Genomic DNA, 16,699 nt, shown 5'->3' with positions numbered 1-16,699 from the left:
TGAAAGGAATCCTCAGATGTTTGAAACCTCCATCGCCGGCAGCCTGCCGAAGCCAGGCTGGCTGGCTGAAACAAACAAACTCTGGCCTCAGTGGAAGGCTGAAGGCGACGCGCTTCGCCAGGCCAAGGCCGACGCGACGTTGCTGTGGATCAAGGCCCAGGAAGACGCAGGCCTGGACATCGTGTGCGACGGCGAGCAATCGCGACAGCACTTCGTGCACGGCTTTCTCGAGCAGGTCGAGGGCATCGACTTCGAGCACAAGGTGAAGATGGGCATCCGCGACAACCGCTACGATGCGATGGTGCCGCAGGTGGTTTCGGCCCTGCGCCTGAAGGGCCGCGTGCATGCTTTCGAAGCACAGCTGGCGCGCGCGCACACGAAGAAGAAACTGAAGTTCACCCTGCCCGGCCCGATGACCATCGTCGACACCGTGGCGGACCGCTTCTACGGCGACAAGGTCAAGATGGCCTTCGCCTTCGCCGAGTTGCTCAACCAGGAGGCCCTGGCGCTTCAGGCCGACGGCGTAGACATCATCCAGTTCGACGAGCCCGCCTTCAATGTCTACATGAAGGATGCCGCCGATTGGGGCGTGCAGGCGCTCGAGCGCGCGGCGCAGGGCTTGACCTGTACGACGGCGGTGCATATCTGCTACGGCTACGGCATCAAGGCCAATACGGACTGGAAGAGCACCCTGGGCGACCAATGGCGCCAGTATGAGACGGTGTTCCCCGCGCTGGCCCGCAGCTGCATCGACCAGGTGAGCCTGGAATGCATCCACTCCCATGTGCCGCCCGACCTGATGGGGCTGCTGGCCGGTAAGGACGTGCTGGTCGGCGTGATCGATGTGGCCAGCGACGTGGTCGAGACACCCGAGGAAGTGGCTGACACCATCGGCCGGGCGCTGGAGTTCGTGCCGAAGGAGCGGCTGTTCCCGTGCACGAATTGCGGCCTGGCGCCGATGGGTCGGGATGTGGCGTGGCGCAAGCTGGAGGCGCTGGCAGCAGGCACGAGGCTGGCAAAGGAGCGGCTCACCACGGCGTGACGCCCACATGGTCGTCCGCTCTTGGCCGCGGATTCTGTTGGGCTGACCAGGAGTGGAGCGACACAGGGCTTGCGTCGCCGGCGCGATTGCCTATATGATTCATATATGTTTCATATATGGATGGCACTATGGGCATCGTGAACATCGATGGCGAGCTGCATGATCAGTTGCGCAAGGCAAGCGGCGTGTCATGTCGGTCTATCAACRCTCAGGCAGCGTTCTGGATGAAGATTGGCATGCTGTGCGAAATGAATCCCACGCAAAGCTTCAATGAGATCGTCACTCGCGAACTGCGGGCTGCGGGTGTTGTTGCGCAAAGCTTGAGGGTGGCTTCGTGACCAAGGAACCTGGGGAAATTGCCCTGATGGCCGAATCGGGCAGGCTATTGGCAGAGGTTTTTTCTCGCCTGGATCGCCTGAATCTGATCGGCATGTCCACCATGCAGGTCAACGATCTGGTGGACAACTTCATTGTCGACGAACTCCACGCGCGCCCAGCCAGCAAAGGGCAGTACGGGTACGCCTACGCCCTCAATGCCTCCCGTAACAACGTCGTTTGCCACGGCGTTCCGTCCCCCGCGGAGGTCCTCCAGGACGGCGACATAGTGAATTTCGATATCACGCTGGAGAACAATGGCTACATTGCGGATTCCAGTAAGACGTATCTGGTCGGCGAAGTCTCTCCACTTGCCAAACAACTCGTGCGGGTAACGTATGAAGCGATGTGGAAAGGAATCAAAGCCGTTCGCCCAGGCGCGAGACTAGGTGATGTGGGGTATGCCATTGAGCGACATGCTCGCCGCAATGGCTACTCAGTCGTGCGGGAATACTGCGGGCACGGCATCGGTCGAGAAATGCACGAGCCCCCTGAGGTCCTGCATTGGGGAAAGCCGAACACGGGTCTGGTGCTGCGAGAAGGCATGGTGTTCACCATCGAGCCAATGATCAATCAGGGGCGGCATGCGGTTCATACGGAAGCCGACGGCTGGACTGTGGTGACGGGTGACGGAAAGCTGTCCGCACAGTTCGAGCACACAGTCGCCGTAACTCGACACGGCGTCAGAGTGCTGACGCTACGCGCGGATGAAAGAATGCCGAACTGACCCGTGTTGAGGCAGGGGTTACCACGCATCGTGTCGATATTGGGGTCGAGTCCGAAGTCGAAGCCTTGGCTCGCGCCATCCCCAAGATCGATCACCTGGTCACGACAGCCGCCTCACTGGTATTCAAGCCGTTCATGGAGTCCGCCCGATCCGACATCGACGCGATGCGAGGGTCGAAGCTGCTGGGGCCGACGCATCTGGTCCGGCATCTGGTCCGGCATCTGGTCCGGCATCTGGTGGCCCGCATGACCAAAGATAAGGGAAAATGAAAAAGCCAGCCGATGGCTGGCTTTCAACGAAGCGCTTTCCGCCGGGCCGACTAGCGGCCCGGCTCCCACTTACAGAAACTTGAACAGGTTCATCCCCTGGATCTGCATGAACGACTGCTGCGCGCCTTGCAGCGCGGTCTGGCGCTGATAGAACTCGCTGATGGCGGCCGCGTAGTCCAGGTCCTGCAGGCCCGACAGGGTCTGCGCGTTGGACAGCGCGCGGTTCTCGCCGATGGTGTCCAGCGCGTCGACTTCATTCAGGCGCGAGCCCACCGACGAGCGCACCGTCAGCACATTGTCCAGGGAGTTGCTGAACTGGCGGATGCCCGTGGCGATCACGTTCTGCAGGTTGGCGTTCGCCGCTTCCTGGTTCAGGCCGGTGTTGATCGGGGCCTTCAGCGCGTCGATCACGGCCTTCAGGTTTGCGAACACGTCCGCGCCGGCCTGCTGCGCCGGCTTGGCGGTCATGGTGTCGCCGTCTGCCGGGACGCCCTTCACCGAGAACGACACGCCTGCCACCTTGATGGCCACGTTTTCAGAGTAGTCCGTCGGGGTGCCCACGGCGGTGCCGGTGGTGGTGTCCATGATGCTGTACTGCATCTTGCCCGTGCCGGCGTCGGTCTGGAACGTCAGCGTCAGCGAGTGGCCGTACAGCGGGTCGGTCGGGTCCGTGACCGAGATCGCGCTGTAGGTGCCCGTGCCGGTATTGGCCGAATTGCCCTTGAGCACGTAGCCGGCGTTGCCGGTGACGCTCATGAACACTTCCGAACCGTTGTTGCCCGCTTCCATCTGGCGCGCGGCATCCACCTGCAGCAGCTGGTGGCCGGTATCGCCCTGGTACATCGCACCGCCCGCCGCGTTGAGCGAGAACGGCACGGTGCCCGACTGCAGGCCGGCGAAGATGTAGTTGCCGTTGCCGTCGTCGGCGTTGGCCAAGCCCATCAGCTGGTCGAACTGGCCTTGCAGCGCAGTGGCCAGCGACGCGCGGTCGTTGTCGCTCAGCGTGCCGTTACCGGCGTTCACCAGCATGGTCTGGATGTTCTGGATCGTCGTGGTGACGGTGGCCAGCGTGTTGTCTTCCAGGCCGAGGGAGGCCGTGGCCTGTCTGCGCGACGTGGTGTACTGCGTGTTCACTGCACCGGACTGCGACACGCCCAGGGCGCGCGTGGCGGCCACGGGGTCGTCGGACGGCGTCAGGATGCGGCGGCCGGTGCCGAGCTGCTGCTGCACGTGCAGCAGGGCCGATTGCTGGCCGTTCATCGAGGCCAGGCCCTGATGGTACAGGGTAGAGGTTGCGACGCGCATGGCGAGATTCCTTCGTATCCGTTGAGATCGTTGGCCGCCGCGATTACGCGCCGATGCCGATGAGGGTGTCGAACAGCGTGCTGGCCGTCTGGATCACGCGTGCGTTCGCCTGGTACAGCTGCTGGAACTTGAGCATGTTCACGGTTTCCTCGTCCATGTTCACGCCCGAGACCGACTGCTGGGCCACATAGATCTGGTTGGTGATGCTGTCCTGCGAGGTCGAGGCGATGGTCGCCGACTTCGTCGCGCTGCCCACGTCGTTGACCAGCTGCGCGTAGGCGTCGTTGAAGCTCGACGTGCCGTTGATCGTCTTGGCCGTCTGCAGCTTGGCCAGCGCCAGCGCGTTGCCGTTGTCGGCCACGGCGCCGGTGTTGTTGGCCAGCGTGAAGGTGTCGCCGTTATTCGGCGCGCCGTTGAACGTGAACGTCATGCCGTTGAAGGTCACGTCGGTGCCCGTGCCGTTGGGCGCGGTGCTGGTCGGCACGACTGCCGCGCCCAGCGCGTTGGTGAACGTGTAGGTGCCCGTGCCGCTGTTGTACGTGGCCGTGATCGGCGCATTCGCCAGCAGTGCAAAGCCCTGCGCCACATTGGTGAGCTTGGCGGTGCCCGTGCCGGTGTTGTTCTTGTTGACGTCCGCGCGCGCCGGGGAAGCCGCGGCCACCTTGGCAGGGTCGGTGATCAGCGTCCCGAAGCTGGCGGCGGCGTTGCGCGTCGGCTGGATCTGGAACGAGTCGTTGGCGTTCATCGGCGCGCTGAGGCTGATCGAGACACCATCGACGACCATCGGCGTGGCGGCGGTCGGGGCGCCCGCCTGCGAGGCCACCACTTTGTTGTCCGAGAGGCGCGTCAGCGTGTAGTTGGTGCCATCGAACTTCAGCGCGTAGTCGCTGGTCGTCAGGTTGCCGGCGTTCGTGATGGTGGCCGAGGCGATCGCCGCCGAGGTGTTGTTCTTGTTGGCGTAGACCACCGGCGAGCCCAGCGAGAACATGTCCGTGCCGATGGCGCCGTTCAGGTCGATGCCCAGCTTGTGCTGGTCGTTGAACGTCTGGCCGATGGCCAGCGAGAGACGGCCGATGGCGTTCTGCGCCGGCTCCAGGGAGTCCGAGCGGAACTTCAGGATGCCGCCGAGCGAGCCGCCCATCACCGAGCCCTCGGGGGCTTCGATGATGTTGCCGCTCAGCAGCGTGTAGCCCACAGTCGTGCGGCCGGGGTCGATGGCCGAGGGCTGCGCCACCATGTCGTACGAATCGCTGCCCATGACCAGCGGCTGGCCGTTGCCGACGAACACGTTGTACGTGCCACCGTCCTGCACCACCACCTTGGCGCCGACCAATTCGGTCAGCATCGCCACGGCCTGGTCGCGCTGGTCGAGCAGATCGTTCGGCGGCTGGCCACCGCCGGCGGCGGTCATGCGCGTGATTTCCTTGTTCAGGTTCGCGATCTGCTTGGTGTAGTCGTTGACCTGCGTCACCGTCGACTTGATCTGCGTGTTCAGGCCGTCCTGGAGCTGCTTGAAGTAGTCGCTGGAGGACTTGATCTGGCCGGCCAGCGCCTGGGAGGCCGAGAGCAGGCTCTGGCGCGCGGCGGTGTCTGCCGGCGTGTCCGACACGGCCTGCACGGCGGCGAAGAACTTCTGCATCAGCGGCGAGAGGCCACCCTTCTGGTCGGCCAGTAGGTTGTCGATCTGCGAGAGCTGGTCCGCGTACGTCGCCAGCTGGGCGCTGGCCGACGTGGCGCCACGCAGCTGCCCGGTCAGGAAGCTGTCGTACACGCGCTGCACGGTAATGGTGTTGGAGCCCTGGCCGTAGAAGCCCGAGCTGGTGTACTGGCCGCCCGCCGACGCGATGATCGTGTTCTGGCGCGTATAGCCCGCGGTAGCTGCGTTGCTGAAGTTGTGGCCGGTCGTCGTCAGCGCGTTCTGCGCCACGTTCAGGCCCGAAAGACCGATATTAAAGAGAGACATGTGTCTGACCCCGGATCTGTTGGTAGCCTTCGGCGTGCGGCCGGCGGCGGTGGATGAGCAAGTTAACGGCGCGAACCACGCGGGACTTTAGCGTCTCATCGGCCATTTCCACGTGTTGGCCGGCGCGCATGTTGTGAGCGATCACTTGCGTGAAGACGTAGTCTGGAAGCGCCAATAGCGCGACCGAAAGCGGGCCGCGCGAAGCGTGGGACGGGAGATTGGGCGGCGTATGCGTTGCCATGCCGCCCATCCGTCAGGTCGAAACCTTCTTCATGATCCGGACCAGCTTCTCGCCGTAGGCCGGATCGGTGGCATAGCCGGCGCGCTGCAGGCCGTGCGCGGCTTCTTCCGCGCTGTTGGCGGCCACCACGCCCGCGTAGCGCGAGTTGGTGGTCAGCAGCCGCGCGTAGTCAGCGCACGCTTCGTCGTAGGAGCCGTAGGCACGGAAGCGGGCCCGCACCTTCTGCGGCTGGCCATCGACATATTCGGTGGTCAGCACCTCGGCGGTCGGCCCCTTCCAGTTCGCGCCGGCCTTGATGCCGAACACGTTGAAGGTGGTGGAGCCATCCGGGTTGGTGATCTCGCGGCGGCCCCAGCCCGATTCGAGCGCGGCCTGACCGACGATCAGCTTGGCCGGCACGCCCGAGGCGCGCGAGGCGGCCATGGCCGGCGCGGCCAGCCGGTTGACGAAGTTGCTGATGTGTTCGGGGGAGTCGTCCGGGAGCTGGCCCAGTTGCGACTGGCCGTTCTGCTGCCAGTCCGCCTGGCCCTGGTACTGGCGCACGCCGGCGGTGGGGTTCCACGCATTGCCGGGCAGCACCGTGCCGATCGGCGGCGGGCCGTCGGCGTCGGTGGCGCCCCGGCTGTCCAGCAGGGCCGCCATCTGGCCATCCTGCGGGCGCCCGCCCACCCCGGGCGCGGCCATGGTGTCCGGCAGCTGCGTGCCCGTGGCACGCGCCAGCTGGCGGATCATCACATCGGCCAGGCCAATGCCGCGCGAGGACAGCTGCTGCGAGAGCTGCTGGTCCATCATCGACATGTAGAGCTTGGTCTGCTCGTTGTCGAACATGCCGTCCTGCGGCGTGGCGTCGCGCATGCTCTTGAGCACCATCTGCGTGAAGACGGCCTCGAACTGCTTGGCGGCCGCCTGCAGGGTGTTCTGGTTGTTGCCGGCGCGAGCCTGGTTCTTGAGCGCCTCGAAGCCCTGCGTATCGAGCGCGAATCGCTGCGAGACGTCCGTCTGCGAGGAAAGCGTGGCGCCCGACATCAGATGATCTCCAGTTCCGCGCGCAGCGCCCCGGCGGCACGCATGGCTTCGAGGATAGTCTGCAGGTCGGCCGGCGTGGCGCCCAGCGCGTTCAGGCCCTTGACCACCGCGGCCAGCGAGGCGCCCGCCTTGACGATCTGGAGCGAGCCGCCACCCTGCTTGAGGTCAATCTGCGACACCGGCGCCACCACGGTCTGGCCGTTGCTGAACGGCGCCGGCTGGCTGATCACCGGTTGGGTGTTGATCACCACCGACAGGTTGCCGTGCGCCACGGCGCAGTCTTCCACCGTCACCGCCTGGTTCATCACGATGGAACCAGTGCGGGCGTTCAGGATGACCTTGGCGGCGGCCTTGGCCGGGGTGACGTCGAGGTTCTCGATCCGTGCGAGGAAGCCCACGCGTGCGGTCGGCGCCTGCGGGGCGCGCACCTGCACCACGCGGCCATCCATGGCGGCGGCGGTGCCGGGGCCGAGGTTGCGGTTGATGGCGTCGACCACGCGCTCGGCGGTGCCGAAATCCGTATCCTTGAGTTCCAGGTTCATGTAGCCGCCTTCGGGCTGGAAGGCCGCGACGGCACGTTCCACCACGGCGCCGTTGGCGATACGCCCCACGGCCAGCTGGTTGATCTGGACCTTGCTGCCGTTGGCCGACGCGCCCGCGCCGCCCACCAGCATGTTGCCCTGCGCGATGGCGTACACCTGGCCGTCGGCGCCCTTGAGCGGCGTCATCAGCAGCGTGCCGCCGCGCAGGCTCTTGGCGTTACCCATCGACGAGACCACCACGTCGAGCTGGCTGCCGGGCTGCGCGTACGGCGCCAGCGTGGCGGTCACCATCACGGCGGCCACGTTCTTCAGCTGCATGTTCTTGCCGGCGGGCAATGTCACGCCGAGCTGCGAGAGCATGTTCGTAATGCTCTGCGTGGTGAACGGCGTCTGCATGGTCTGGTCGCCGGTGTTATCCAGCCCCACGACCAGGCCGTAGCCGATCAGCGGATTGTCCCGCACGCCCTGGAACGTGACGAGGTTCTTCAGGCGTTCCGCATGCGCCGTGCCGGCGCCCACCAGTCCGAAGACCAGCGCGAGCGCGAGCAACAGGCGCGGAAGAGAGACCGCGCGACCCCAGCGGGTAGGAAGGCCGGGCGGGGTGCCCAATAGCGAGCCTGGCTTGTGGAAAGGCATCGGAGGCAGAAACATGGCGGGATCAGAACGGTAAGACATTGAGGAAGAAGCGCTGCAGCCAGCCCATGTTCTGCACTTCGTCGATGTATCCCTTGGCGGTGTACTCGATCCGTGCATCCGCCACCTGGGTGGACGGCACTGCGTTGTCGCCGGTGATCGTGCGCGGATTGACCACGCCGGAGAAGCGGATGAACTCCGCCCCCTGGTTGATGGCCATCTGCTTTTCTCCGGACACCACCAGGTTGCCGTTGGCCAGCACTTCCAGCACCGTGACGGTGATGGTGCCGTTGAAGGTGTTGGCGGCGGTGGCGCCGCCGCTGGCCTTCAGGGCATTGCTGCCATTGACATCGGCATTCGACCTGGCGCTGAACAGCCCGGCCAGCGCACGCGGCACGGCGTCGAACGACAACGTCGTGCTGCCCGTGCGGCTGGCATTGGTCCCGGAGTTCTTGCTGGCGTTGACGTTCTCGCTGATCACGATGGTCAGGATGTCGCCAACGTTACGTGGCCGCCGGTCCTCGAACAGCGGATTGCCCGCGTAGGACGAGGCGAAGATGGAACCCGTGGGCGCGCCCACGGCGCGCGGCTCGGCGCGTGCCGTGGTGGGCGTCTGTACGAGGGGCTCCTTCGGCATCAGTGCGCAGCCGCCGCTCGCCAGCACGGCCAGGCCGGCAAAGGCGTACAGGGCAAACACACCGAGGCGATGCAGCTTGGCGGCCATGGTCACTCCCATCATCCCATCTGGGTCAGGCGTTGCAACATCTGGTCGGACGTCTGCACTGCCTTGCTGTTGATTTCGTACGCGCGCTGGGTCTGGATCATGCTGACCAGTTCCTCGACCACGTTCACGTTCGACGCTTCAACGTAGTTGTTCTGCAGCGTGCCCGCGCCGTTCAGGCCCGGCACGGTGGTGTTCGGTGCGCCCGAGGCATCGGTCTGCGCGTAGAGGTTCTCGCCCAGGCTTTCCAGGCCGGCCGGGTTCGGGAACGTGGCGAGCTGGATCTGGCCGACGGTGGCGGCGTTGGTCTGGCCCGGCTGCATCACCGTGACGGTACCGTCGCGGGCTACGTTCACCGAGGTGTAGTTGGCCGGCAGCGTGATGGCCGGGTTCAGCACGAAGCCGCTCGACGTCACCAGCTGGCCGTTCGGGTCCACCTGGAACGAACCGTCACGCGTGTAGGTGGTGGTGCCGTCCGGCATCGTCACCTGGAAAAAGCCCTGGCCGATGATGGCCACGTCGCGCGCGTTGCCGGTCTGCGTCGGGTTGCCCTGCGTGTGGATACGTTCCGTGGCCACGGGGCGCACGCCGGTACCCAGCTGCATGCCCGAGGGCAGCACGGTCTGGTCCGACGACAGCGCGCCCGGCTGGCGGATGGTCTGGTACATCAGTTCCTCGAACACGGCGCGGCTGCGCTTGAAGCCCGTGGTGGACACGTTGGCCAGGTTGTTCGAGATCACGTCCATCTGCGTCTGCTGCGCATCGAGGCCGGTCTTGGCAATCCAGAGTGAGCGGATCATGGTTTTCCTTCGAGTTCTGTGTCAGCGCAACGCGCTTCAGTTGTTGGACAGCAGCGCGTTGGCCCGCTGGTCGTTGCTATCGGCGCCGGTAATCATCTTCATCTGCATTTCGAAGCGGCGCGCGTTGGCGATCATGTCGACCATCGCCTCCACCGGATTCACGTTGCTGCCCTCCAGCGCGCCGGAGATCACGCGCACGGTGGGGTCCTGCTCCAGCGCGTTCACGCCGGGACGCAGGCGGAAGTAGCCGTCGTCACCGCGTGCCAGCCCTTCAGGCGGCGGCGATACCACGCGCAGCTTGCCGACCTGGGCCAGGCCATTGGCGGCCTCGCCCGGGCCACGCGCCACCACGGTGCCATCGGTACCGATGGATACCGTGGCGCCCGGCGGCACCGCCATCGGGCCGCCATCGCCCAGCACCGGCCGGCCGACCGAGGTCTGGAGCTGGCCGTCGGCCGAAATTTGCAGCGCACCGGCGCGGGTGTACGCCTCGGAGCCGTCGGGCATCTGCACCGCCAGCCAGCCGTTGCCTTGCAGGGCGACGTCGAGGTCGCGGCCCGTGTACGTCAGCGGGCCGGCCTTCATGTCGGCGCCCGGCGTGGAGGCCAGCGTGAAGGCGCGGGTCTGCGTCTCCTGCCCCACCACCGGTACAGCGCGATACAGGTTGATCTGCGCGCGGAACGCCGGCGTGGAGGCATTGGCCAGGTTGTTCGATACCGCGGCCTGTTGGTCGAGTATCTGCTTGGCGCCCGAGAGGGCGGTGTAAATCATGCGGTCCATGTCGGCGTTCCGGCGGAGAGATCAGCGTGGATCAGATGTTCACCAGGGTCTGCAGGACGGTGTCCTGCGCCTTGATGGTCTGCGCGTTGGCCTGATAGTTACGCTGCGCGACGATCAGGTTGACCAGCTGGCCGGACAGGTCCACGTTGGACTCTTCCACGGCGTTCGACTTCAGCGTGCCCATGGCGCCGCCAGCCGTGCCGAGCAGCTCCTGGCCCGAGGCGCCGGTGGAGGACCACACGTTGTCGCCTTCCGGCTTCAGGCCTTCCACGTTGCCGAACGTCGCCATGGCGATCTGGCCCAGCGACAGCGTCTTCTCGTTCGAGTAGGAACCGAGGATCGTGCCGTCTTCCTGCACCGAGAAGCCCAGCAGCGCGCCCGAGGCGTAACCGTCCTGCACGATCTTCTTCGGATCGTTGTCCGAGCCGAACTGCGTGGAACCGGTCAGGTTCAGGTTGGCGGTCAGCGCGGCGGCGCCGTTGGCGGCCGGCAGTGCGAGCGTCGGGTTCGCCGGCGTCGTCGATTGCATCACGCCGTTGCTGTCGAAGGCCATCGAGACCGGCATGCCGGCCAGCGTGTTACCCGCGGAATCGGTCAGGTACATGTTCCAGTTGGTGCCGCCCGGCACGGTCGGCGCGGCAGCCGACTTGGAGAAATACGCGGTGACCTGCTGCTTGTTGCCCAGCGAGTCATAAACGCTGATCGCCGTGCTGTAGTTGAACATGTCCGAGGTCGGCAGCGCGCCCGGGGCGCTGGCGAAGGCCGTGGTCGGCACGGTGCTGCGCGAGTCGAGCTGGAACTGCGCCGTCACGGTCTGCGTGGCGCGCGGGGGCATCTGGGCGTTGCTGATGGTGATCGGCTGCGGGGCCACGCCACCGGCGGTGGTGCCAGCCGGGTAGCCCGTGACCTGCAGGCCCGTGGCGTTGACCAGGCGGCCGTCGTCCAGGCGTTGCATCTGGCCGTTACGCGAGTAAAACACCGAGCCATCGGTGTTGGTCAGGCGGAAGAAGCCGTTGCCGTTGCTGATGGCCACGTCCAGGTTACGGCCCGACGAGGCGATGTTGCCGTTCGTGAACGACTGCACCACGGCGTTCACGCGCGTGCCCAGGCCGATCTTCGAACCGGCGTACACGTCCGCGAACTGCGCGGTGGATTGCTTGAAGCCAACCGTGTTGGCGTTAGCGATGTTGTTGCCAATCACGTCCAGGTTGGACGCGGCGGCGTTCAGGCCGCTTACCCCTTGACCAAAACCCATGATTTTCCCCTAATAAGGCTGTCGTTCGTGAATTGCCCGCGCGTATGCCGGACCGGGTGATACGTAAAAGTGGATCAGGAAATGCGGCGCACGTCGTCGACGTTGGCGGTCTTGCCGTCGCCAAGTTCGACCAGCACGCCGGTGCTGTCACCGCTGATGGACTGGACCTTGCCGTAGACCAGCGCGATGGCGCTGACATCCTTGCCCTCGGCCGTGCCGGACACCTTGAAGGTGTACTCGCCATTGGCCACGGCGTTGCCCTGGTCGTTCTTGCCGTCCCAGGCGATGTCGTGCACGCCGGCGGTCTGGCCCTTCATGTCGATGTTGCGGACCACGTTGCCGTTCTTGTCGAGCACCTGCACGGTCACCGAGTCAGCCGTGGACGGCACGTCCACACCGATCTTGGTGGCCACGCCGTCTGCCACGGTGATCGCGTTGCCCGGCACCATCACGGTCTTGCCGATCAGGTTGGCGGAGTCCATCGCGCGGCTGGCCGCGGTCTGCGAGAGCAGCGCGGTCAGGGTCTCGTTCATCGTCTGCAGGCCACTCACCGTGCTGATCTGCGCCAGTTGCGAGGTGAGCTGGGCGTTGTCCATCGGGTTGAGCGGGTCCTGGTTGTTCATTTGCGTCACCAGCATCTTCAGGAAGTTGTTCTGAAGATCTGCCGCGCTGGAGCTGCCGCCCTTGAGCGCGTCGTTGACGGCGGAGTTGCTGTTGACGGAAGAAGTGGTCGTCATGGTGTCGGTTCCGGCGGTTCCTGGAAGGATTCGAAAAGTTGTGGATTACTGACCGATCGTCAGCGTCTTCAGCATCATGGTCTTGGCGGTGTTGAGCACCTCCACGTTGGCCTGGTACGAACGCGACGCCGAGATCATGTTGACCATCTCTTCCACCGGGTTCACATTGGGCATCGTCACGTAGCCGTTGGCGTCCGCCAGCGGGTGCGACGGGTTGTGCACCATCCGTGCCGGGGCGGCGTCTTCCATGACGCCGGCCACCTGCACGCCGCCCACGTCGGACTGGCCTGGCGTGGGCGCCATCTCGAAAATCACCTGCTTGGCGCGATACGGCTGGCCGTTCGGCGCCACGGCGCTGTCCGCGTTGGCCAGGTTGGAGGCCGTCACGTTCATCCGCTGCGACTGCGCGGCCATGGCGGAGCCGGCCACGTCGAAAATGTTCATGCTGGGCATGGTCGGTCCTGGTTAGCTCTGGATCGCCGACAGCATCGTCTTGATCTTGCTGCTCATGACCGTCAGGCCGGCTTCGAAATGCACCGTGTTGTCGGCGAACGCCACGCGCTCGGTGTCCATTTCCACGGTGTTGCCGTCCATGCTCGACTGCAGCGGAATGCGGTAGTCGAGGTCGGCGCTGCCCGAAGTCGGCGCCTGGCCCGGCAGATGGCGCACCTGCGTGGTGGAAAGCGTCATGCCTTCGCTCTGGCGGCCGCGCTCCACCGACGTCGCCAGGGTGCTGGCGAAATCGAAATCGCGTGCCTTGTAGCCCGGCGTGTCCGCGTGGGCGATGTTCGAGGCAATCACCGATTGCCGCTGGGTCCGGAGGCTCAGGGCTTCCTGCTGGAAGCGCAACGCCGCATCGAGTCTGTCGATCATGTCTGCCTTTCCTGCTCTGGCTTCAACTTCGGGGAGAAAACTGCCGTAGACCTGGGAATACGTATACGCATCCCGGTCGGGGGCTTCTTCAGGGTTGCCATCTTAGGGGCCGGCCTGTCACGCCAATCGTGCGAATAGGACCGAGAAATCCGCGCAATTCGCGCCGACCCTTCGCGCGAGGCTGCCTACAATTGCCCCACAGATTCGTTGTTGTATTTCCGATGTTGTGTGGCGACATCGCGCGGACCCGCCCGTGCCGCCGCCCCCATCCTTGCTGGGATGACCCCTATGAACCTCACTCGCCAGGCCGCCGCCGGGCTGATGGTGCTGGCCGGCTTCGCGCTGGCCCAGCCGTCCGCCGCCGCGCCCGCCCAGGTCACGCCGGTGGCGTCGCCGTCGGCTCCCGCCCCGTTTGCCGACGACCCCGTACGCGTGGTCGTCGAACAGTTCCTGCTGCGCCAGGCCTCCGGCCTGCCGGGCAAGGTCAGCGTGCAGGTGGTGCCGCCTTCGGGCGGCCGCGCGCCCGATTGCATTCTTCCCGACCCGTTCCTGCCGTCCGGCGCCGCCCCATGGGGCCGCGTGGCCGTGGGCGTGCGCTGCGGCGGCGACCGGCCCTGGACGCGCTACGTCCAGGCCCGGGTGTCGGTACTGACTGATTACTATGTGGCGGCCCGCGCGATGGCCCCCGGCGAGACCATCAGCGCCGCGGACCTCGAAATGCGCCAAGGCGACCTGGCCGCGCTGCCGCGCGCCGTTGTGACGGATCCGGCACAGGTAGCCGGCGCCGTGGCAGCCAACCGCATCGCGGCCGGCTCGCCCATGCGCACCGATCTACTCAAGAAGTCGATTGCCGTGAAGTCGGGCCAGACCGTCAACGTGACCGTCGAAGGTGACTCGTTCCAGCTCACCAGTGAAGGCAAGGTGCTGGCCGATGCCGCCACCGGCAATTCGGTGCAGGTGCGTCTGCGCAACGGTCAGGTCGTCAGCGGCCTCGTCCGGAGCGGCGACACGGTTGTCCTGCAGTAGTAAGCGTCACTTTTTTAACGGAAGAAGCCTGAAGTAGTCGCCTGGATTCCCGAGGAAGCAGGAAGTAAGAGCAGGCGTAGGCGGCGCGTGCGAGAATGCCGCCCAACCCTGATCAGGATGCAAAAACCCTAAAGTTCCGGGTGGAACATCCGATAAGCCAAGGGAACCCAGCAAGGATTTCACCGTGAAGATCAACCAATCCACTCCGTCCCTGCCCGCCGATGCCGCGGCAACCGACAGCGCAGCCCGTCCGGCCGCCAACGGTGCCGCCTCGTCCGCGACTTCCGGCGCCCTGACCGGCGTGCGCGTCAGCCCGCTGACCGCGCAAGTACGTGAGATCGGTTCGCGCCTGGTCAATGAGACCGACGACGACATCGATACCGCGAAGGTCGAGGAAATCCGCCAGGCAATCGCGGAAGGCAGGATCAAGATCGATCCTAGCAAGATCGCCGATGGCTTGCTCGCTTCGCTGCGCGAGTTGAGCCAAGGCGAAAGCCAATAACTCCCTGACATGAGCCAAGCCCTGATCCAGACCCTGAAGCTCGAAGCTGACGCCATCGCCGCATTTGGCCGCACTCTCGCCGAGGAGCGCGACGCCATCAAACGCCAGGATTTCCAGGCGTTGAGCGAGCTGCTCAACCAGAAGATGGAATTGGCTCAGGGCCTCACGCGCGCCACCGCGGCGCGCGAGGCGCAGATGATTGCGCTGGGCCTGCGCGTGGGCCCGGCGGGCCTGCTCGTGGGCGGGCTGGTGGATGCGGACGTGACCGAAGCGTGGCGCAAGGTGGTGTTCTTCGCCAGCAAGGCCAAGGACGCCAACGCGCTGAACGGCGCCATCGTCAACGCCCACCTCGAATTCACGCAGGAAGCCATCCAGGTGCTGCGCCAGGGCGGCTCCGGCCCCAACGAGATGTATGGCCGCGACGGCCGCGCGCAGAACGCCGCAAGCGGCGTGAGCCTGGCGGCCGGCTGAGTTACATACGCATCACACCGCCGGTCCCAACCCGGCGGTAGTCAGAACCGGCCTACGCAAGGCTAGGTCATCGACCGATCCCGGCCGGCAGGCACCTTGCCTACATTGACAGACAGGCGCATCCGCACGACACGCGCGGATGCCACCACTTTCTGTCTGGGAGGTGTCACTCATGTCCTTCGCGCTCTATCTCATCGGGCTCATGCTGCTTGTCGGCGGCATCGCCTGGGGCCTCAGCATCGCTGGGTTGGCTCCGGTTTATATCGGTATTGCCTGCTTGGTGGTACTGGGAATTGGAGTGATGTCGGCGGTTTCGCGGACGCGGACTAAGGATCCGTCGTAGGGATGTGGGCGTGGGCGGGCTGGCGCGTGAGGGGCGCTCCGCCCTATTTCGCATCGGTTGCGATCGGAGGCGCTGGCTCCTCATCACTAAAAATAAAGTCATCCGATTCCAGGTTGTGGTCCACCCTGTACTGCTCCTCCCACTCCCAAAAGCCTTCCGGCTCCCTGGAGTCGATACCTCTCCACCAATAACACTCACCGTGCGCTAATATCATGGCCCAGTGATAGTCGAGGTCATGAGCGCGTACGACTATGGCCATATAGTCATCCAAAGCTTCTTCCACAAGCCAGGAATTCATTAGTATGGCGTCGGCCTCGTCTTCCGTTTTCCCCGCATATTTCACCATGATGGCCCTAATTATAGCCACCCAGGAACGAAAATTGAAAACAACACTTTCTCTGGGATCGCGGTCGTTAACGATGACGATACCATCGACAATTTTGCTTTCATCCATTGCTAGCTCATCACTCTCGTTATTTGCAATTTCTCGCCTGTTACGCTACTCCGGCGATTCGTCACTGTCACAAAGCTCCGGTCCTGCAGGTTATGCTCTTTTCTGTATTGCTTTTCCCAACCCCAAAAACCTTCGGGCTCACGCGAGTCGATACCCTCATCCAGATTGCGGACCATGCGCCAACAGCATCGCCCAATGATATTCAAGGTCGCGCGAACGCATAACAATAGCCATATGACCATTCAGAGCCCCACCAAATGAGGAGCGCACCAGACATTTCGCCTCAGCCTCTGTTTTGAATGCATATCTCGCTATGATTGCCTCCATGATCGAGACCCAGGTATGAAAATGACATCCCCCTGGATCCTCATCATCAACAACCAAGATGCTGTCCACGATCCTGTCTTCATCCATCGCACTAACCCTCCCCGATTTTGTGTGAACATCTCACCGGCTTTCGCCGAGGAAATTGCAAACTGACACCCTTTAGCCACAGGGTGCGCACCATTTTTTACGGCACCGGGATTTTTTACCAAGAGGCCACTTACTGCATCATATCCATGCGAAAGCTTTACGCCCACGCGTAAAAAAGCCGACGCACTTCATCTGTAGGC

21 protein-coding genes are annotated in these 16,699 nt (G+C 64.5%); 8 read left to right on the top strand and 13 right to left on the bottom strand.

Features of this window, described 5'->3' with window-relative positions; translation table 11 throughout:
• Positions 1 to 16 precede the first annotated feature (16 nt).
• From AC1DP9_RS14200 to AC1DP9_RS14185, 4 genes are all read left to right on the top strand, one after another.
• Complete coding sequence (locus tag AC1DP9_RS14200; RefSeq protein ID WP_092295793.1) at positions 17 to 1,042, top strand: methionine synthase; 1,026 nt, start codon at positions 17 to 19, stop codon at positions 1,040 to 1,042.
• 128 nt (positions 1,043 to 1,170) lie between these two features.
• The gene (locus AC1DP9_RS14195; protein WP_477107701.1) at positions 1,171 to 1,380 is read left to right on the top strand and encodes a ParD-like family protein; all 210 of its coding nucleotides are present in this window, start codon (positions 1,171 to 1,173) and stop codon (positions 1,378 to 1,380) included.
• Positions 1,377 to 2,144: a type I methionyl aminopeptidase gene (gene map, locus AC1DP9_RS14190; protein ID WP_477107700.1), complete on the top strand. Its 768-nt coding sequence runs from the start codon at positions 1,377 to 1,379 to the stop codon at positions 2,142 to 2,144. The genes AC1DP9_RS14195 and map overlap by 4 nt, the downstream gene beginning before the upstream one ends.
• A gap of 65 nt (positions 2,145 to 2,209) precedes the next feature.
• Entirely contained in the window at positions 2,210 to 2,413 is a 204-nt protein-coding gene (locus tag AC1DP9_RS14185; protein WP_477107699.1) for a hypothetical protein, read from the top strand.
• A 69-nt stretch (positions 2,414 to 2,482) separates the two neighbouring features.
• On the opposite strand, the gene flgL is transcribed toward AC1DP9_RS14185, so the two are convergent.
• From flgL to flgB, 11 genes are all read right to left on the bottom strand, one after another.
• Positions 2,483 to 3,718, bottom strand: coding sequence for a flagellar hook-associated protein FlgL (gene flgL, locus AC1DP9_RS14180; RefSeq protein WP_092295805.1), 1,236 nt, complete (start codon positions 3,716 to 3,718; stop codon positions 2,483 to 2,485).
• A 43-nt stretch (positions 3,719 to 3,761) separates the two neighbouring features.
• Entirely contained in the window at positions 3,762 to 5,681 is a 1,920-nt protein-coding gene (flgK, locus tag AC1DP9_RS14175; RefSeq protein ID WP_477107698.1) for a flagellar hook-associated protein FlgK, read from the bottom strand.
• A 253-nt stretch (positions 5,682 to 5,934) separates the two neighbouring features.
• Positions 5,935 to 6,948 (bottom strand): flagellar assembly peptidoglycan hydrolase FlgJ, encoded by a 1,014-nt coding sequence (flgJ, locus tag AC1DP9_RS14170; protein ID WP_441592637.1) that lies wholly within the window; start codon positions 6,946 to 6,948, stop codon positions 5,935 to 5,937.
• The gene (locus AC1DP9_RS14165; protein WP_092295818.1) at positions 6,948 to 8,141 is read right to left on the bottom strand and encodes a flagellar basal body P-ring protein FlgI; all 1,194 of its coding nucleotides are present in this window, start codon (positions 8,139 to 8,141) and stop codon (positions 6,948 to 6,950) included. The genes flgJ and AC1DP9_RS14165 overlap by 1 nt, the downstream gene beginning before the upstream one ends.
• 7 nt (positions 8,142 to 8,148) lie before the next feature.
• On the bottom strand, positions 8,149 to 8,847 hold the full coding sequence (flgH, locus tag AC1DP9_RS14160; RefSeq protein ID WP_244844726.1) for a flagellar basal body L-ring protein FlgH: 699 nt from the start codon (positions 8,845 to 8,847) through the stop codon (positions 8,149 to 8,151).
• Positions 8,848 to 8,858: 11 nt separating this feature from the next.
• Positions 8,859 to 9,644: a flagellar basal-body rod protein FlgG gene (gene flgG, locus AC1DP9_RS14155; RefSeq protein WP_092295824.1), complete on the bottom strand. Its 786-nt coding sequence runs from the start codon at positions 9,642 to 9,644 to the stop codon at positions 8,859 to 8,861.
• Between the two features lie 36 nt (positions 9,645 to 9,680).
• The gene (gene flgF / locus AC1DP9_RS14150; protein ID WP_092295826.1) at positions 9,681 to 10,424 is read right to left on the bottom strand and encodes a flagellar basal-body rod protein FlgF; all 744 of its coding nucleotides are present in this window, start codon (positions 10,422 to 10,424) and stop codon (positions 9,681 to 9,683) included.
• Positions 10,425 to 10,455: 31 nt separating this feature from the next.
• Entirely contained in the window at positions 10,456 to 11,679 is a 1,224-nt protein-coding gene (gene flgE, locus AC1DP9_RS14145) for a flagellar hook protein FlgE (protein WP_477105326.1), read from the bottom strand.
• Positions 11,680 to 11,753: 74 nt separating this feature from the next.
• Positions 11,754 to 12,416: a flagellar hook assembly protein FlgD gene (flgD, locus tag AC1DP9_RS14140; RefSeq protein ID WP_092295833.1), complete on the bottom strand. Its 663-nt coding sequence runs from the start codon at positions 12,414 to 12,416 to the stop codon at positions 11,754 to 11,756.
• Positions 12,417 to 12,461: 45 nt separating this feature from the next.
• Positions 12,462 to 12,869, bottom strand: a complete 408-nt coding sequence (gene flgC / locus AC1DP9_RS14135) for a flagellar basal body rod protein FlgC (RefSeq protein ID WP_092295836.1) — start codon at positions 12,867 to 12,869, stop codon at positions 12,462 to 12,464.
• A gap of 12 nt (positions 12,870 to 12,881) precedes the next feature.
• Positions 12,882 to 13,289: a flagellar basal body rod protein FlgB gene (gene flgB, locus AC1DP9_RS14130; protein WP_092295839.1), complete on the bottom strand. Its 408-nt coding sequence runs from the start codon at positions 13,287 to 13,289 to the stop codon at positions 12,882 to 12,884.
• A 288-nt stretch (positions 13,290 to 13,577) separates the two neighbouring features.
• Between flgB and flgA the strand changes: the two genes are divergently transcribed.
• From flgA to AC1DP9_RS14110, 4 genes are all read left to right on the top strand, one after another.
• Positions 13,578 to 14,315 carry a flagellar basal body P-ring formation chaperone FlgA gene (gene flgA / locus AC1DP9_RS14125; RefSeq protein ID WP_477107697.1) on the top strand — a complete coding sequence of 246 codons (738 nt, stop codon included), beginning with the start codon at positions 13,578 to 13,580 and terminating at the stop codon, positions 14,313 to 14,315.
• 184 nt (positions 14,316 to 14,499) lie between these two features.
• On the top strand, positions 14,500 to 14,817 hold the full coding sequence (gene flgM, locus AC1DP9_RS14120) for a flagellar biosynthesis anti-sigma factor FlgM (protein WP_149138701.1): 318 nt from the start codon (positions 14,500 to 14,502) through the stop codon (positions 14,815 to 14,817).
• A gap of 9 nt (positions 14,818 to 14,826) precedes the next feature.
• Positions 14,827 to 15,288: a flagella synthesis protein FlgN gene (locus AC1DP9_RS14115; RefSeq protein WP_092295848.1), complete on the top strand. Its 462-nt coding sequence runs from the start codon at positions 14,827 to 14,829 to the stop codon at positions 15,286 to 15,288.
• 172 nt (positions 15,289 to 15,460) lie between these two features.
• Complete coding sequence (locus AC1DP9_RS14110; RefSeq protein WP_177219943.1) at positions 15,461 to 15,631, top strand: hypothetical protein; 171 nt, start codon at positions 15,461 to 15,463, stop codon at positions 15,629 to 15,631.
• A 43-nt stretch (positions 15,632 to 15,674) separates the two neighbouring features.
• On the opposite strand, the gene AC1DP9_RS14105 is transcribed toward AC1DP9_RS14110, so the two are convergent.
• Together AC1DP9_RS14105 and AC1DP9_RS14100 are read right to left on the bottom strand one after the other, a co-directional pair.
• On the bottom strand, positions 15,675 to 16,085 hold the full coding sequence (locus AC1DP9_RS14105; protein WP_250025747.1) for a hypothetical protein: 411 nt from the start codon (positions 16,083 to 16,085) through the stop codon (positions 15,675 to 15,677).
• Between the two features lie 156 nt (positions 16,086 to 16,241).
• Positions 16,242 to 16,499 carry a hypothetical protein gene (locus AC1DP9_RS14100; protein ID WP_144199916.1) on the bottom strand — a complete coding sequence of 86 codons (258 nt, stop codon included), beginning with the start codon at positions 16,497 to 16,499 and terminating at the stop codon, positions 16,242 to 16,244.
• Between the last annotated feature and the right edge of the window lie 200 nt (positions 16,500 to 16,699).

The sequence above is a fragment of the Cupriavidus sp. 01L43 genome (genome assembly GCF_056399925.1).
Note: the sequence above shows the minus strand (reverse complement) of the source record. Positions and strands in the feature narration are given on the sequence as shown.

Bases quoted from the DNA above. Each gene is read 5' to 3' on its own strand.
- flgB (WP_092295839.1), bottom strand. From the start codon at position 13,289: ATGATCGACAGACTCGATGCGGCGTTGCGCTTCCAGCAGGAAGCCCTG.
- flgK (WP_477107698.1), bottom strand. From the start codon at position 5,681: ATGTCTCTCTTTAATATCGGTCTTTCGGGCCTGAACGTGGCGCAGAAC.
- flgG (WP_092295824.1), bottom strand. From the start codon at position 9,644: ATGATCCGCTCACTCTGGATTGCCAAGACCGGCCTCGATGCGCAGCAG.
- flgF (WP_092295826.1), bottom strand. From the start codon at position 10,424: ATGGACCGCATGATTTACACCGCCCTCTCGGGCGCCAAGCAGATACTC.
- flgH (WP_244844726.1), bottom strand. From the start codon at position 8,847: ATGGCCGCCAAGCTGCATCGCCTCGGTGTGTTTGCCCTGTACGCCTTT.
- flgC (WP_092295836.1), bottom strand. From the start codon at position 12,869: ATGCCCAGCATGAACATTTTCGACGTGGCCGGCTCCGCCATGGCCGCG.
- AC1DP9_RS14110 (WP_177219943.1), top strand. From the start codon at position 15,461: ATGTCCTTCGCGCTCTATCTCATCGGGCTCATGCTGCTTGTCGGCGGC.
- flgD (WP_092295833.1), bottom strand. From the start codon at position 12,416: ATGACGACCACTTCTTCCGTCAACAGCAACTCCGCCGTCAACGACGCG.
- flgA (WP_477107697.1), top strand. From the start codon at position 13,578: ATGAACCTCACTCGCCAGGCCGCCGCCGGGCTGATGGTGCTGGCCGGC.
- flgJ (WP_441592637.1), bottom strand. From the start codon at position 6,948: ATGTCGGGCGCCACGCTTTCCTCGCAGACGGACGTCTCGCAGCGATTC.
- flgE (WP_477105326.1), bottom strand. From the start codon at position 11,679: ATGGGTTTTGGTCAAGGGGTAAGCGGCCTGAACGCCGCCGCGTCCAAC.
- AC1DP9_RS14200 (WP_092295793.1), top strand. From the start codon at position 17: ATGTTTGAAACCTCCATCGCCGGCAGCCTGCCGAAGCCAGGCTGGCTG.
- AC1DP9_RS14105 (WP_250025747.1), bottom strand. From the start codon at position 16,085: ATGGATGAAAGCAAAATTGTCGATGGTATCGTCATCGTTAACGACCGC.
- AC1DP9_RS14100 (WP_144199916.1), bottom strand. From the start codon at position 16,499: ATGGATGAAGACAGGATCGTGGACAGCATCTTGGTTGTTGATGATGAG.
- AC1DP9_RS14165 (WP_092295818.1), bottom strand. From the start codon at position 8,141: ATGTTTCTGCCTCCGATGCCTTTCCACAAGCCAGGCTCGCTATTGGGC.
- AC1DP9_RS14115 (WP_092295848.1), top strand. From the start codon at position 14,827: ATGAGCCAAGCCCTGATCCAGACCCTGAAGCTCGAAGCTGACGCCATC.
- flgL (WP_092295805.1), bottom strand. From the start codon at position 3,718: ATGCGCGTCGCAACCTCTACCCTGTACCATCAGGGCCTGGCCTCGATG.